The 13,423-nt window shown below is 73.5% G+C and carries 11 protein-coding genes; 4 read left to right on the forward strand and 7 right to left on the reverse strand.

Features of this window, described 5'->3' with window-relative positions; genetic code table 11:
* Position 1: 1 nt before the first annotated feature.
* From FHE66_RS00050 to FHE66_RS00060, 3 genes are all read right to left on the reverse strand, one after another.
* Positions 2-871: an Fpg/Nei family DNA glycosylase gene (locus FHE66_RS00050; RefSeq protein ID WP_139070949.1), complete on the reverse strand. Its 870-nt coding sequence runs from the start codon at positions 869-871 to the stop codon at positions 2-4.
* Between the two features lie 95 nt (positions 872-966).
* The gene (gene rfbB, locus FHE66_RS00055; protein ID WP_139070950.1) at positions 967-1,956 is read right to left on the reverse strand and encodes a dTDP-glucose 4,6-dehydratase; all 990 of its coding nucleotides are present in this window, start codon (positions 1,954-1,956) and stop codon (positions 967-969) included.
* 44 nt (positions 1,957-2,000) lie between these two features.
* Positions 2,001-3,329: a UDP-glucose/GDP-mannose dehydrogenase family protein gene (locus FHE66_RS00060; protein ID WP_139070951.1), complete on the reverse strand. Its 1,329-nt coding sequence runs from the start codon at positions 3,327-3,329 to the stop codon at positions 2,001-2,003.
* A gap of 114 nt (positions 3,330-3,443) precedes the next feature.
* Between FHE66_RS00060 and FHE66_RS00065 the strand changes: the two genes are divergently transcribed.
* The 4 genes from FHE66_RS00065 (at position 3,444) to manA (ending at position 8,890) form a co-directional block, all read left to right on the forward strand.
* Positions 3,444-5,381 (forward strand): N-acetylmuramoyl-L-alanine amidase, encoded by a 1,938-nt coding sequence (locus tag FHE66_RS00065; protein WP_139070952.1) that lies wholly within the window; start codon positions 3,444-3,446, stop codon positions 5,379-5,381.
* Between the two features lie 65 nt (positions 5,382-5,446).
* On the forward strand, positions 5,447-6,307 hold the full coding sequence (gene rfbD, locus FHE66_RS00070) for a dTDP-4-dehydrorhamnose reductase (protein WP_255303545.1): 861 nt from the start codon (positions 5,447-5,449) through the stop codon (positions 6,305-6,307).
* 132 nt (positions 6,308-6,439) lie between these two features.
* Entirely contained in the window at positions 6,440-7,594 is a 1,155-nt protein-coding gene (locus FHE66_RS00075) for a CAP domain-containing protein (protein ID WP_139070953.1), read from the forward strand.
* Positions 7,595-7,690: 96 nt separating this feature from the next.
* Positions 7,691-8,890 carry a mannose-6-phosphate isomerase, class I gene (gene manA, locus FHE66_RS00080; RefSeq protein WP_139070954.1) on the forward strand — a complete coding sequence of 400 codons (1,200 nt, stop codon included), beginning with the start codon at positions 7,691-7,693 and terminating at the stop codon, positions 8,888-8,890.
* Between the two features lie 428 nt (positions 8,891-9,318).
* On the opposite strand, the gene FHE66_RS00085 is transcribed toward manA, so the two are convergent.
* The 4 genes from FHE66_RS00085 to FHE66_RS00100 are packed head-to-tail and all read right to left on the reverse strand — an operon-like array spanning position 9,319 to position 13,422.
* On the reverse strand, positions 9,319-10,689 hold the full coding sequence (locus FHE66_RS00085) for an alkaline phosphatase family protein (protein WP_139070955.1): 1,371 nt from the start codon (positions 10,687-10,689) through the stop codon (positions 9,319-9,321).
* The gene (eboE, locus tag FHE66_RS00090; protein WP_139070956.1) at positions 10,686-11,852 is read right to left on the reverse strand and encodes a metabolite traffic protein EboE; all 1,167 of its coding nucleotides are present in this window, start codon (positions 11,850-11,852) and stop codon (positions 10,686-10,688) included. The genes FHE66_RS00085 and eboE overlap by 4 nt, the downstream gene beginning before the upstream one ends.
* A gap of 1 nt (position 11,853) precedes the next feature.
* Positions 11,854-12,720 (reverse strand): TatD family hydrolase, encoded by an 867-nt coding sequence (locus FHE66_RS00095; RefSeq protein ID WP_139070957.1) that lies wholly within the window; start codon positions 12,718-12,720, stop codon positions 11,854-11,856.
* A 21-nt stretch (positions 12,721-12,741) separates the two neighbouring features.
* Positions 12,742-13,422, reverse strand: a complete 681-nt coding sequence (locus FHE66_RS00100; protein WP_139070958.1) for an EboA domain-containing protein — start codon at positions 13,420-13,422, stop codon at positions 12,742-12,744.
* Position 13,423 lies beyond the last annotated feature (1 nt).

The following is a 13,423-nucleotide window of genomic DNA, read 5'->3' on the forward strand; positions in this document are numbered from 1 at the left end:
GTCAACGGAGGAGCTTGGACATGCGGCGGTCGGCGAGCTTCTTGCCGCCCGTCTGGCAGGTGGGGCAGTACTGCAGGGACGAGTCGGCGAAGGACACCTCGGCCACGGTGTCCCCGCACACCGGGCACGCCTGGCCGGTGCGCCCGTGCACGGCCATCCCCGAGCGCTTGACGTCCTTGAGGTCCCGCGCGTCCTTGCCCACCGACGCCTCGATCGCGGCCGTGAGCACGGCGGTGACGGCGGTGAACAGGCGCTCGCGGGCCTCCTCGTCGAGCGTCCGGGTGAGGGCGAAGGGGCTGAGCCGGGCGGCGTGGAGGATCTCGTCGGAGTAGGCGTTGCCGATCCCGGCGATCGCGCCCTGGTCCCGCAGCAGGCCCTTGACCTGCTGGTTGCGCGCGTCGAGCAGGCCGTCCAGGGCCGGCCGGGTGAAGTCCGGGGACAGCGGCTCGACACCGAGCGTGGCGATCCGCTCGACCTCGCGGGGGTCGCGCACGACGTGGATGGCCAGGCTCTTCTTCGTGCCGGCCTCGGTGAGGTCGAACGCGCCGGCGTCGAGCACGACGCGCGCCGCCAGCCCGGACCGTCCGGCCCGCGGCATCCCCTCGGGCGGTGTGTCGTGCCACCGCAGCCAGCCCGCCCGGGCGAGGTGGAGGACGAGGTGGACCTCGCCGTCGGGACCGGACGTGACGACGTCGAGCCACTTGCCGTGGCGCCCCACCCCGGTGACGGCCGCGCCCACGAGCGCCGTCGGCGGCGGGTCGTAGGTCTTGAGCGCCGGGAAGCTCGTCACGTGGACGGCGCGCACCACCTGGCCGGTGGCACGGGTGGCGAGCACCTGCGCCAGGGCCTGCACCTCGGGCAGCTCGGGCACCGGCCCATTGTGGCAGAGGGCGGGGGCCCGGGCCGGGGGACGCGAACGGCGCCGGGCCGCAGGAGCTGCGACCCGGCGCCGTCGGCGTGCTCGGCCTACTGGCCGGTCTTGGCGTACTTGGCCTCGACGGCGTCCTTCTGCGGGCGCCACCACGCCTCGTTGGCGCGGTACCACTCGATGGTGTCGGCCAGCCCGGCGCGGAAGTCGCGGAACCGCGGCTCCCAGCCGAGCTCCTCGCGCAGCGGGGTGGCGTCGATCGCGTAGCGCAGGTCGTGGCCCGGACGGTCCGCGACGTGGTCGTAGTCCTGCGGGTCGCGCCCGAGCAGCTCGAGGATGAGCTCGACGACGGCCTTGTTGTTCATCTCGCCGTCGGCGCCGATGAGGTAGGTGCGCCCGAGCTGACCGGCGTCGATGATCCGCCACACCGCGGAGTTGTGGTCCGCGACGTGGATCCAGTCACGCACGTTGAGCCCGGCGCCGTAGAGCTTGGGACGCCGGCCGTCGAGCACGTTGGTGATCTGGCGGGGGATGAACTTCTCGATGTGCTGGTACGGCCCGTAGTTGTTCGAGCAGTTCGACAGCGTCGCCTCCACCCCGAAGGACCGCACCCACGCGCGGACGAGCATGTCCGAGCCGGCCTTGGTCGAGGAGTACGGGGAGGAGGGGTTGTACGGCGTGGACGCGGTGAACTTCGCCGGGTCGTCGAGCTCGAGGTCGCCGTACACCTCGTCGGTCGAGATGTGGTGCAGGCGGGTGCCGTGACGGCGCACCGCCTCGAGCACCGTGTACGTCCCGATGAGGTTCGTCTGGACGAACGGCCACGGGTCGTTGAGCGAGTTGTCGTTGTGCGACTCCGCCGCGAAGTGGACGACGACGTCGGCCGCCTCGACGAGCGGGTCGACGACGTCGCGGTCGGCGACGTCGCCCTCGACGATCTCGATGTCCAGGCCGGCCAGGGACTCCCGGTTGGCCGCGTAGGTGAACTTGTCCAGGACCGTCACGCGGGCGTCAGGACGCTCGGCGACGGTCTGGTGGACGAAGTTGGCTCCGATGAACCCGGCGCCTCCGGTGACCAGCACGTGCACTGGCTGCTCCTTGTCGTTGATGACGGACGTGCCCCTAGTGTGCGTCAGGGACGGCCCATGCCGTGATAGGTCCAGCCGGCTGCGCGCCACTGGGCGGGGTCCAGGACGTTGCGGCCGTCGATGATAGCGGGCCGGTTCGGCAGGGACACGGTCGCCGCGGGGTCGAGCTCGCTGAACTCCCGCCACTCGGTGAGCAGCAGGACGAGGTCCGCGCCCGTCATCGCCTCGTGGGCGGTGGGGGCGACGGTGAAGTCGTGGTGGTCCTGGCCGGCGAGCACGGGGCCGGCCTGCGGGTCGGTGACGGTGACCCGGGCGCCGGCGGTCGCCAGCCGGTGGGCGATGTCGAGCGCGGGGGAGTTGCGCATGTCGTCGGTGTCCGGCTTGAACGCCGCCCCGAGGACGGCGACGTTCGCGCCGTCGAGCTGCCCGCCCAGCAGGTCGGTGGCCAGGGTGATGACGTGGTCACGGCGCCGGTCGTTGATCGAGTCGACCTCGCGCAGGAAGCCGAGCGCCTCGTCGACGCCGAGCTCCTCGGCGCGGGCCATGAACGCCCGGATGTCCTTGGGCAGGCAGCCGCCGCCGAAGCCCACGCCGGCGCGCAGGAACTTCGACCCGATGCGGTCGTCGTGGCCGATGGCCTGGGCGAGCTGGGTGACGTCGGCACCGGTGGCCTCGCACAGCTCGGCCATCGCGTTGATGAAGGAGATCTTCGTCGCGAGGAAGGAGTTCGCGGCCACCTTGACGAGCTCGGCGGTCGGGTAGTCGGTGAGCAGGCGCGGGATCTGCTGGCGGTTGATGAGGTCGTCGTACACCTCGTCGAGCAGCGCCTGGCCGTGCGCGGCGGCCTGCGGATCTGCGGGCAGGCCGTAGACCATGCGGTCGGGGGAGATGGTGTCCTGGACGGCGAAGCCCTCACGGAGGAACTCGGGGTTCCACACGAGCACGCCACCGGCCGCCTCGACCTGGGCGGCGATGCCGGCCGCCGTGCCCACCGGCACGGTCGACTTGCCGACGACGACGGGCGCGCCGGCCTCGGTGGGCGCAAGGTGCGGCAGCAGGGCCGCGACCGAGCCGTTGACCTGGGACATGTCCGCCGCGTAGGAGCCCTCCTGCTGCGGGGTGCCCACGCCGATGAAGTGGACCGCGGCGCCGGCCACCTCGGTCATGTCGGTGGAGAACCGCAGCCGGCCCGCCGCGACGTTGCGCTCGAGGATGTCCGCGAAGCCGGGCTCGTGGAACGGGGCCTTGCCCTGTGCGAGGAGGGCCACCTTGGTCTCGTCGACGTCGATGCCGACGACGTCATGACCAAGCTCTGCCATCGACGCCGCGTGCACCGCACCCAGGTAGCCACAACCGATCACCGAAATCTGCATGGGCTCACCCTAGCGAGCGGCGGTCCCATCGCGGGGAGACCAACGGCCGCCGTTTTGCCGCCGGGGGCAACACGCCACCCGTCGCCGAACCGGACAAGCCGGTAGATTCGACGCATGACGTCCCGTGGAGCGCGCCTCGTCGTCGCCGGCACGGCAGCCGGTGCTCTCATCGTCGGGGCCGCGGCTCCCGCCGCCCTCGCGGCGCCCGGAGGCGGTCCGGCACCCGGCGACGCCGCCCGCGACGTCGCCGTCCTCCAGCTCACCGACGACGACGGACGGCCCACCGACCTCGCGCGGACGGTGGCTGACCTGCGCGCCGGCAGCTCGGTCCTCACCCCCGAGCTCGAGGCGCCGGAGTTCTACGTCGCCGGCGTCACCTGGGCCGGCGGGCAGGAGCCCGACGAGAGGATCTCCATCCGCGTCCGCTCCGGGGAGGGGTGGACGTCGTGGACCGAGCTCGACACCGAGGTGGTCGACGGGGAGGACGTCGGGGGGACCGAGCCGTACGTCGTCGGCGGGGCCACCGGGGTCCAGCTCCGGCTCGACGGCGGTGACGGCACCCTGCCCCAGGACCTGCGCGTCCACCTCATCCCGCCGGAGCCCACCGACGAGGAGGTCGTCGCCGACTCCGCGCCCGCGGCCGCCGAGCTGACCCGACGCGTCGCCTCCTCGGCGACCGCGACGGCCACCGCGTCGGGCCCGGCGTCGGCCGCGCAGACCGAGGCCGCCGCCCCGACCTTCGGGGTGCTCGCCGCCACGGCGGGCGCGCCGAGCGTCGTGCCCCGCTCCGGGTGGGGCGCCGGCTACTCCACCCCCGCCTGGACGCCGGACTTCTACGAGCTGCGCGCCGCCGTCGTCCACCACACCGCCGGCTCCAACGACTACACCGCGGCGCAGTCCGCCGGCATCGTCCGGGGCATCTACCACTACCACTCGACGAGCCGCGGCTGGGGAGACATCGGCTACAACTTCCTCGTCGACAAGTACGGCCAGGTCTTCGAGGGCCGCAACGGCACCCTCGCCGCGCCCTACGGCCTCATGGCCGAGGGCGGTCACGCCCGCGGCTTCAACGACGGCACGCTCGGCATCTCCGTCATCGGGGACTACACGCGCGTGCGTGCCCCCGACCTCGTCATGACACGCATGGCCGAGGTCATCGCGTGGAAGTTCGCCGACGCCGGCATCGAGGTGCGGACGGCCAGCGGCTACCGCTCCCCGGGCACCTACGCCCGCCCCGCCGGGCAGCAGCTCCCGCGCGTCTTCGCCCACCGCGACGTCGACGCCACCACCTGTCCCGGCGACGACATCTACGCGCGCATCCCCGCCCTCCTCGACGACGTCGCCCGCCGCGTCTCGGCCCTGGGCGGGCGGCCGAGCACCGTCCACCTCAGGAACGTCGCCACCGGCGGCGGGGCGGACCTGTCCTACCCGCGCGGCCGGTCGGCCGACACCCTGCTCGTCGGCGACTGGGACGGCGACGGCGTCGACACCGTCGCGGTGCGCCGCGGCAGCCGCTACGAGTTCTACGACGACCACGGGTCCACCCCCTCCTCCGTCGTCGTCTACGGGCGCGCGGGCGATGACGTCCTCGTCGGGGACTGGAACGGGGACGGCAAGGACACCCTCGCGGTGCGCCGCGGCCGGGAGTACCACGTGAAGAACTCGCTGAGCGGCGGCCCGGCCGACCAGGTCATCGTCTACGGCCGCGAGCGTGACCGGGTGCTCGTCGGGGACTGGAACGGGGACGGCAAGGACACCTTCGCCGTGCGCCGCTACAGCGTCTACCACGTGAAGAACTCGATGTCCGGGGGCGAGGCCGACCACGTCTTCCGCTACGGCCGCGACTCCGACCTCGTCCTCGTCGGCGACTGGGACGGCGACGGCAAGGACACCATCACGGTGCGCCGCGGGCGCAGCTACTACGTCAACAACCGGCTCGCGGGCGGGGAGGCGAACAGCGTCTTCGAGTTCGGCCGCCCGGCCGACGCGTCGCTCGTCGGCGACTGGGACGGCGACGGCGTCGACGGCATCGGGGTGCGCCGCCTCGGCTGAGCCGTGGACGTGGACGTGGACGTGGGCGGGCGGCGTGCCCGGCGCCCGCCCACTAGGCTGTCCGGGTGAACATCGAGGGTACGCGGTGGCTGGTGGCCGGAGCCGCGGGAATGCTGGGCACCGACGTGTGTGACCTCCTGCGCAGCCGCGGCGCGCACGTCGTCGCCGCCGACCGTGAGGAGCTCGACGTCACCGACCCCGCCCAGGTGGCCGAGCAGGTGCGCGACGTCGACGTCGTCGTCAACTGCGCCGCGTGGACCGCCGTGGACGACGCCGAGGAGAAGGAGGCCGCGGCCTTCGCCCTCAACGCCGTCGCCCCCCAGCTGCTCGCCCGGGCCGCGCGCCTCGCCGGCGCCCGGATGGTGCAGATCTCCACCGACTACGTCTTCGCCGGTGACGCCACCCGGCCCTACGCGGAGTCCGCGGCCATCGCCCCGCGCTCGGCCTACGGGCGCACCAAGGCCGCGGGGGAGTGGGCCGTGCGCGCCGAGTGCCCCGACCACCTCATCGTGCGCACCGCGTGGCTCTACGGCGCCCACGGCAAGTGCTTCCCCAAGACGATGGCCCGCCTGGCCGCCGAGCGGGACGCGCTGACCGTCGTCGCCGACGAGGTCGGCCAGCCGACGTGGACGGCGGACCTCGCCGACCTGCTCGTGCGGCTCGTCGAGGCCGACGCGCCGTCCGGGACGTACCACGGGACCTCCTCCGGTGAGACGTCGTGGTTCGGCTTCACCGAGGAGATCGTCCGCACCCTCGGCAAGGACCCGGCCATGGTGAGCCCGACGACCGCGGCGGACTTCAAGCGGCCCGCCCCGCGCCCGTCGTACTCGGTGCTGGGCCACGAGGCGCTGCTGCTCGCCGGTGTCGAGCCCATCGGCCACTGGGCCGAGCGGTGGACCGTGGCGGCCCCCGAGGTCCTCGCCTGAGCCGCTGATCAGGCGGGATGCCACGTCCCTCCCGGCCGCCTAGGCTTGTTGCTCGGCCAGGACAGGCCGTACCGGGCGGAACGAACGGGGGAACCGATGGGTGCGCGACGCACTGCGCTCGTGGTCGGAACGGTGACGGCACTGACGCTCCTCGGAGCGCCGGCGAACGCCAAGGGCGGTGAGGTCGGAGGCAGCGGCAGCGTCTACCACCTCACCGACGGCTGGAGCTCGCGCACCGACGAGACCGTGGCCTACGGGCGCGCCGGAGACCGCGTCTACGTCGGCGACTGGGACGGCGACGGCGAGGACACGCTGGCCGTCCGTCGCGGCGCCACCTACTACTTCGCCAACACCCTCTCCGGCGGCTCGGCCGACCGCGTCGTCACCTACGGGCGCCCCGGCGACACCGTCCTCATGGGCGACTGGGACGGCGACGGCGTCGACACCCCGGCCGTGCGCCGCGGCAACGTCTACCACGTGAAGAACTCCCTCGGCGGCGGCGGCGCGGACCGGGTCGTCGTCTACGGCAACCCGGGTGACGAGGTCCTCGTCGGGGACTGGGACGGCGACGGCCGCGACACCCTCGGGGTGCGCCGCGGCAACGTCTACCACCTGAAGAACTCCCTCTCCGGCGGGCGGGCCGACCACACCGTGCCCTACGGGCGCGCCGGCGACGACGTCCTCGTCGGGGACTGGAACGGCGACGGCCGCGACACCCTCGGGGTGCGCCGCGGCAGCGCCTACTACCTGAAGAACCGGATCGCGGGCGGCGGGGCCGACCGGGTGCTGGCCTTCGGGCGCGAGGACGACGCCGTCCTCGTGGGCGACTGGAACGGTGACGGCGCCGCGACGCTCGGCATCCGCCGCGCGGCGCAGAGCGCCGGCCAGGGCGGCCTCACCTCCTTCGACGCCGAGATGGTCGACCTCGTCAACGCCGAGCGGCGCCGCGCCGGCGTCGCGCCCGCGCAGGCCTGGCCGCTCCTTCGCGAGGGCGCCCTGGAGCACTCGAGGTGGATGGCGCGCACCGGCAGCTTCGAGCACGCGACCGGCACGACCATCAGCTCCGACGGCCGGGCCGCGGGCTGTGACGCCTCGGCGGAGAACATCTTCTGGGGCACGAGCGGCTTCGCCACCGACCCCGCGGCGGTCCTGCGTGAGTACATGAACTCCCCGGGCCACCGGGCCAACATCCTCGCCCCGGAGAACCGCTTCATCGCCATCGGCAGCGTCCAGGCGGACAACGGCCGCATCTACAACACCCAGCGCTTCGCCCGCAGCTGCTCCTGAGCCGCGCCTGAGAGGGCCTCAGCCCTTTCCTCCAGCCCGCCCGTTACGGTAGGCGGACCGGCACGGCGACCGCCTGCCGTGGGAGAGGTGTGACAGATGCGGCGAGTGTTCGGCGTGCCCCGGGCGTACGCGTGGGGTTCGGCGTCGGCGATCCACGATCTCGTGGGCAGCGAGCCGGACGGCACACCTCTCGCCGAGCTCTGGTTCGGGGCCCACCCCTCCGCCCCGGCACGGACGGCGGAGGACGGCTCGGACCTCCGGTCGCTCATCACCGAGGACCCCGAGGGCACCCTGGGGTACGACGTCCTGGCCCGCTTCGGCCCCCAGCTGCCCTACCTCCTCAAGCTCATCGCCCCGCAGCGGCCGCTGTCCCTCCAGGTGCACCCCGACCTGCGGCGCGCCCAGGAGCGCTTCGCCGCGGAGAACGCCGCCGGCGTCGCCCTCGACTCGCCCGTGCGCAACTACCGCGACCCGAACCACAAGCCCGAGCTCGTCTTCGCGCTCACGACGTTCGAGGCGCTGTGCGGCTTCCGCGCGCCGCGGCGGGCCGCCGAGCTGCTCGCCGGCCTCGACGCCCCCGTGGCGCGGTCCCTGCACACGGCGCTGCGCGCCGACCCGACGCCGTCGGGCATGCGCACCGCGTTCACCGCGCTGCTCCACGAGTCCACCCGCCCCGGGCCGGAGGAGGTCGAGCAGGTGGTCGCGGCCTGCCGGGAACGGGCCGCGCAGGGCTCGCCGTCACCGCGCGCCGACGGCATCGTCTGCCGGCTGGCCGAGGAGTACCCGCACGACCCCGGCGTCGTCGCCTCCCTGCTCCTCAACCCGGTGACCCTGCAGCCCGGGGACTCGCTGTTCGTCCCGGCCGGCGGCGTGCACGCCTACCTGTCCGGGCTCGGCGTCGAGGTCATGGCCTCCTCGGACAACGTCCTGCGGGCCGGGCTGACGAGCAAGCACGTCGACGTCGCCGAGGTGCTCGACTGCGTCGACTACGTGGCCGCACCGCCGATCCGCATCGCGCCGGAGGTGTTCCACGGGGCGACCCGGGTGTTCTACGCGCCGGTGGACGACTTCGAGCTGTCGGTGACGACCCTGGCCGAGGGCGACTGCGCCGACGGCCCGCGTCCCCTGCCGGGCCGTGGCCCGCGGGTGCTCCTGTGCCTCGAGGGCTCGCTCGCGGTGAGCGGGGAGACCCGCGGCCTCACCCTCGACCGGGGGCACGCCGCGTTCGTCCGTGCCGACGACGGTCCCCTCACCATCGCCGGCACCGGCACCCTCGTCCAGGCCGACGTCCCCTGACCCTCCGCGAGAGCCGACTTTCTCGCGAGAGCGGACTTCCGCACGAGAGCGGACTTCCGCACGAGAGCCGAGTTGCTCGCGAGAGCGGACTTCCGCACGAGAGCCGAGTTGCTCGCGAGAGCGGACTTCCGCACGAGAGCGGAGTTGCTCGCGAGAGCGGAGTTCTGTCTGCCCGGGGGAACTGTCATCGGCATGCGCGACGAGTGGAATTCCCACGCTGAGGCGTGCGCGGACGTCGACCGGTCGGTGTTAGTGCGGAAGTCGGCTGTCGTGCGGAACTCGGCTGTCGCGCAGAAGTCGGCTGTCGCGACCAACCCGGCTGTCGCGCAGAAGTCTGCTGTCGCGACCAACTCGGCTGTCGTGCGGAACTCGGCTGTCGTGCGGAACTCGGCTGTCGGGCGGAAGTCGGCTGTCGCGGGGGATGGGGGTCAGGGGGTGGGGACGTCGGCGAGGCGGAGGAGGAGGTCGCGGACCTCGGTGGCGCGGACGTGGGACGTCGCGGTCGCCGGGTCGCTGCACAGGAGCACCGGGCCGGCCTCCGGGGAGTCGGGCAGGCGCCCGTGGCTGCCGCGCAGCGGGGCCGGGTCGAGCGGCACGACGTCCATGAGGTAGCGCATCCCGAGCTTCTTGCGCAGCAGGGCCTTGCCCGCCCGGAGCTTGACGAACCTGTCCTCCGGGTCCATGAACAGCTCGACGGGGTCGTAGCCCGGCTTCTTGTGGATCTCCACGAGCCGGGCGAAGTCCGGGGCATGACGATCCTCGAGCCAGTAGTAGTACGTGAACCACGCGCGCGGCTCGGCGACGAGCACGAGCTCCCCGGAGCGCGGGTGGTCCAGGCCGTTGGCCCGCTTGCCCTCCTCGTCGAGCACCTGCTCGACGCCGGGCAGCGTCTCGAGCAGCTCGCGCACCGCGGGCACGTCGGCCGGGTCCTTGACGTAGACGTGCGCGAGCTGGTGGTCGGCGACGGCGAACGCGCGTGACGTCCAGGGGTCGAGGAGCTCGCCGGTGGAGTTGCGGTGGACGTGCAGCAGCCCTGCGCGGCGCAGCGCCCGGTTGACGTCGACGGGCGTGTCGACGTCGGTGATGCCGTACTCGGACAGGACGACGACGGTCGCGCCGAGCGCCTCGGCGTCGTCGAGCAGGGGGGCGAGGGCCTCGTCGACCTCCTTCGCAGCCCGAACGGCCTCGGGGCCGGAGGACCCGAAGCGCTGGAGGTCGTAGTCCAGGTGCGGGATGTAGGCGAGGGTGAGGTCGTGGTCGGGCATGACCTTGCGGGTCGCGCCGACGATCCACCTCGAGGACTCGATGTTCGCTCCCGGCCCCCAGAAGGTGAAGAGCGGGAAGGGCCCGAGCTCGGTGACCAGCTCGTCGTGCAGGGACGGCGGCCAGGTCCAGCAGTCGGGCTCCTTGCGCCCGTCGGCGTGGTACTCGGGCCGGGGGGTCACGGTGGTGTCGACGTCGGCGCCCATGGCGTACCACCAGCACACGTTGGCGACCCGGTAGCCCGGGCGGTGGCGGCGGATGGTCTCCCACACGCGCTCGCCCTCGACGAGACCGCTGTGCTGGCGCCACAGCAGGACGTCGCCGAGGTCGCGGAAGTACCACCCGTTGGCGACGATGCCATGCTCGCTCGGCAGCAGACCGGTGAGGTAGGTGGACTGGGCGGTGCACGTGACGGCGGGCAGCACCGTGTCGAGCTGGGCCTGGTAGCCCTGCCGGGCCACGCGCCGCAGCCGCGGCATGTGCTCGAGCAGCTGCGGGGTCAGCGCGACGACGTTGAGTACGAGCACCTTGGTCATGCGTCCTCCAGTCCGAGCGAGAGCAGCTCGCCGCGGGCGTGCCGCAGCTCGGCCGCGATCCCCGCGACGAGCCCGGCGTCGTCCGCCGGGCGCTGGTCGGGCGGCAGGACCGCCCACGTGTAGGTCTCCACCTCGAGGTGGTCGGTCAGGGGCCGCGGGCCGCCGACGAGCGCCCCGAGCGACGCGGTGAGCGAGGCCGTCGTGCTGCCCAGCGGGCTGCGCGGGGCCGAGTGCAGCGGCAGGTGGAAGTGCACCCGCCAGGGCCCCTCGGCGGGCAGCGGCTCGTCCCCGAGCGCCTCGGGCAGGTCGTCGCGCCCGACGACGCCGCCGGCGGTGGGCTCGCGGACCTGGTGGAGGAAGCGGTCCTCGACGAACTCGGCGAGGACGGCGCGCGAGGCCGGGTCGGCGGGGTCCGCGACGTCGAGGGCGGCGGACACCTGCGCCTTGACGACGGGCAGTCCCGCCGAGGTGAGCCGAGCCATCGCCTCGGCGGGGTCCTCGAAGACCGTGGCGAGGTGCGCGGTGTCGACGCACACCCCGAGGTGCTCGGTGTCGATGCCGGCGAGCTCGCGGACGGCCTGGGCCGTCGTCTCGACGACGCAGCCGGGCTCGGGCTCCAGGCCCACCCGCACGGTGCGTCCGGTGCGGTCACGCAGCCGGGCCAGGCCGTCGGCGAGCAGGTCGAGGTTCACCCGTGCCGTGGCCGCCCGCTCGGGCGACCACGGCGTGTGCCATGCGAGCGGAAGGGTGCTCACGCTGCCGCGGACGGCGTCCTCGGGCAGCAGCCCGGCGAGCACGGCCGCGGCGTCGAGCGTGAACTCCAGGCGCTCGGGCTCGGTCCAGTCCGGCCGGTAGACGCGGTGCTTGACCACCGGGTCGTGGAAGCCGCCGTAGGGGAAGGCGTTGAGCGTGACGACCTCCAGGCCCTGCTCGTCCAGCGTGCGGCGCAGCGCCGCGAGCTCGGACCTGTCGGCGGCGAGCAGCCCGGCCGCCTGCGCCGGCAGCCACAGCCCCAGGCCGAGCCGGTCGACGCCGAGCTCGGCGCGCACCGGCCCGGCGAAGCGGCGGAGCTGGTCGTGGATCCCGGCGAGGTCCTCCGCGGGGTGGACGTTGCTGCAGTAGGCGAGGTGGACGACGGTCCCGTCCGGGTGACGCAGGCGCATGTCAGGCCCCGGTGCGCTCTCCGCGCAGGATCGAGTTGCCCTCGAAGGTCGCCGCCGTCCGGTCGGTGGTGTCGTAGTCGAGCATGAGGCGCCCGCTCTGCCCGAAGAACTCCACCGGGTTGCGCCACAGCACGCGGTCGACGTCGTCGTCGGTGAAGCCGGCGGCAAGCATCGCCTGGCCGGTCTTGTACGTCTTCAGCGGGTCGCTGCGGCCCCAGTCGGCGGCGGAGTTCACCAGCACCCGGTCCAGCCCGCGCTCCTGGAGGATGCGCACGAGGCGGTGCTCGTCCATCTTCGTGTCGGGGTAGATGGAGAACGCGAGCCAGGCGCCGGCGTCGTCGACCATCTCGACGGTGGTCTCGTTGAGGTGGTCGACGACGACCATCCCGGGCTCGATGCCGACCTCGGCGACGAGGTCGAGGGTGCGGCGGGTGCCGACGGCCTTGTCCCGGTGGGGGGTGTGGACCATGGCGGGCAGGCCGAACTCGCCGGCGAGCTCGAGCTGGCGGGCGAAGACCCGCTCCTCGGCCTCGGTCATCGAGTCGAACCCGACCTCGCCGACGGCGACGACGCCGTCCTTGGCGAGGTAGCGGGGCAGCACGTCCAGCACGCCGAGGCAGCGCGGGTCGTTGGCCTCCTTGGGGTTGAGCGCGATCGTCGCGTGGTGCGCGATGCCGAACTGGGAGGCGCGGAAGCGCTCCCAGCCGACGAGCGCGTCGAAGTAGTCGACGAAGGAGCCCACGGTGGTGCGGGGCTGGCCGAGCCAGAACGCCGGCTCGACCAGGGCCCGCACGCCGGCCGCGTGCATGGCCTCGTAGTCGTCCGTCGTGCGGGACGTCATGTGGATGTGCGGGTCGAAGATGCGCATGGCGGGCTCCTGGTGGGGTGGTCAGGCGGTGGGCCGCAGGGTGGCGGCGACGTCGGGGAACTGGTCCAGGACGTGGGGGACGCGGTCGAGGACGAGGCGCACGTCCTCGGGCACGGCGCGGCCGGCGGCGAGCCGCTCGTGGGCGTAGGCGGCGACCATGCGGCCGAGCTCGTCGTCGGTGCGCTCTCCGAGGCTGTCGACCGCCGCGAGGGGCACGCCGACGAACAGGCACTTGAGGACGCCCTGGCGCCAGGTGGCGGGGTCGAGCCGCTGCCCGGACCACTCGCCCATGGCGGCGGCGACGATGCGGATGTCGTTGGTGCGCAGCCCGTCCTCGACGAGGGGCTGGGCAGCGGTGCCCAGGCCGTCGAGGGCGCGCAGCACGGCGCGCTTCTCGTCGCCGTCGCCGAAGCGGTAGAGCTCGGTGAGCTCGCGCAGGGCCGCCTCCTCGTCGTCGAGCGCCTCGCGGAGCGCGGCGACGAGGACGCCGCGGACGGCGTCGTCGAGGGTGGGACCGTACAGGCCGCTGCGGTCCGCCGGGTCCAGCGGACCGCGGGCGACCTCCCGCGCAGCGGCCGGGAAGAGGCGCCCGATGACGGTGGGGTCGGCGGCGATCTGCGCGGTCATCTGCTCCAGCCGCTCGCTCGCGGCCGGGGAGAGGTGCTCGGCGAGGTCGGCGCGCAGCTGCTGGGTACGGCTCATG

Source organism: Georgenia sp. 311, from assembly GCF_006151955.1.
Taxonomy (GTDB): domain Bacteria; phylum Actinomycetota; class Actinomycetes; order Actinomycetales; family Actinomycetaceae; genus Oceanitalea; species Oceanitalea wutianyii.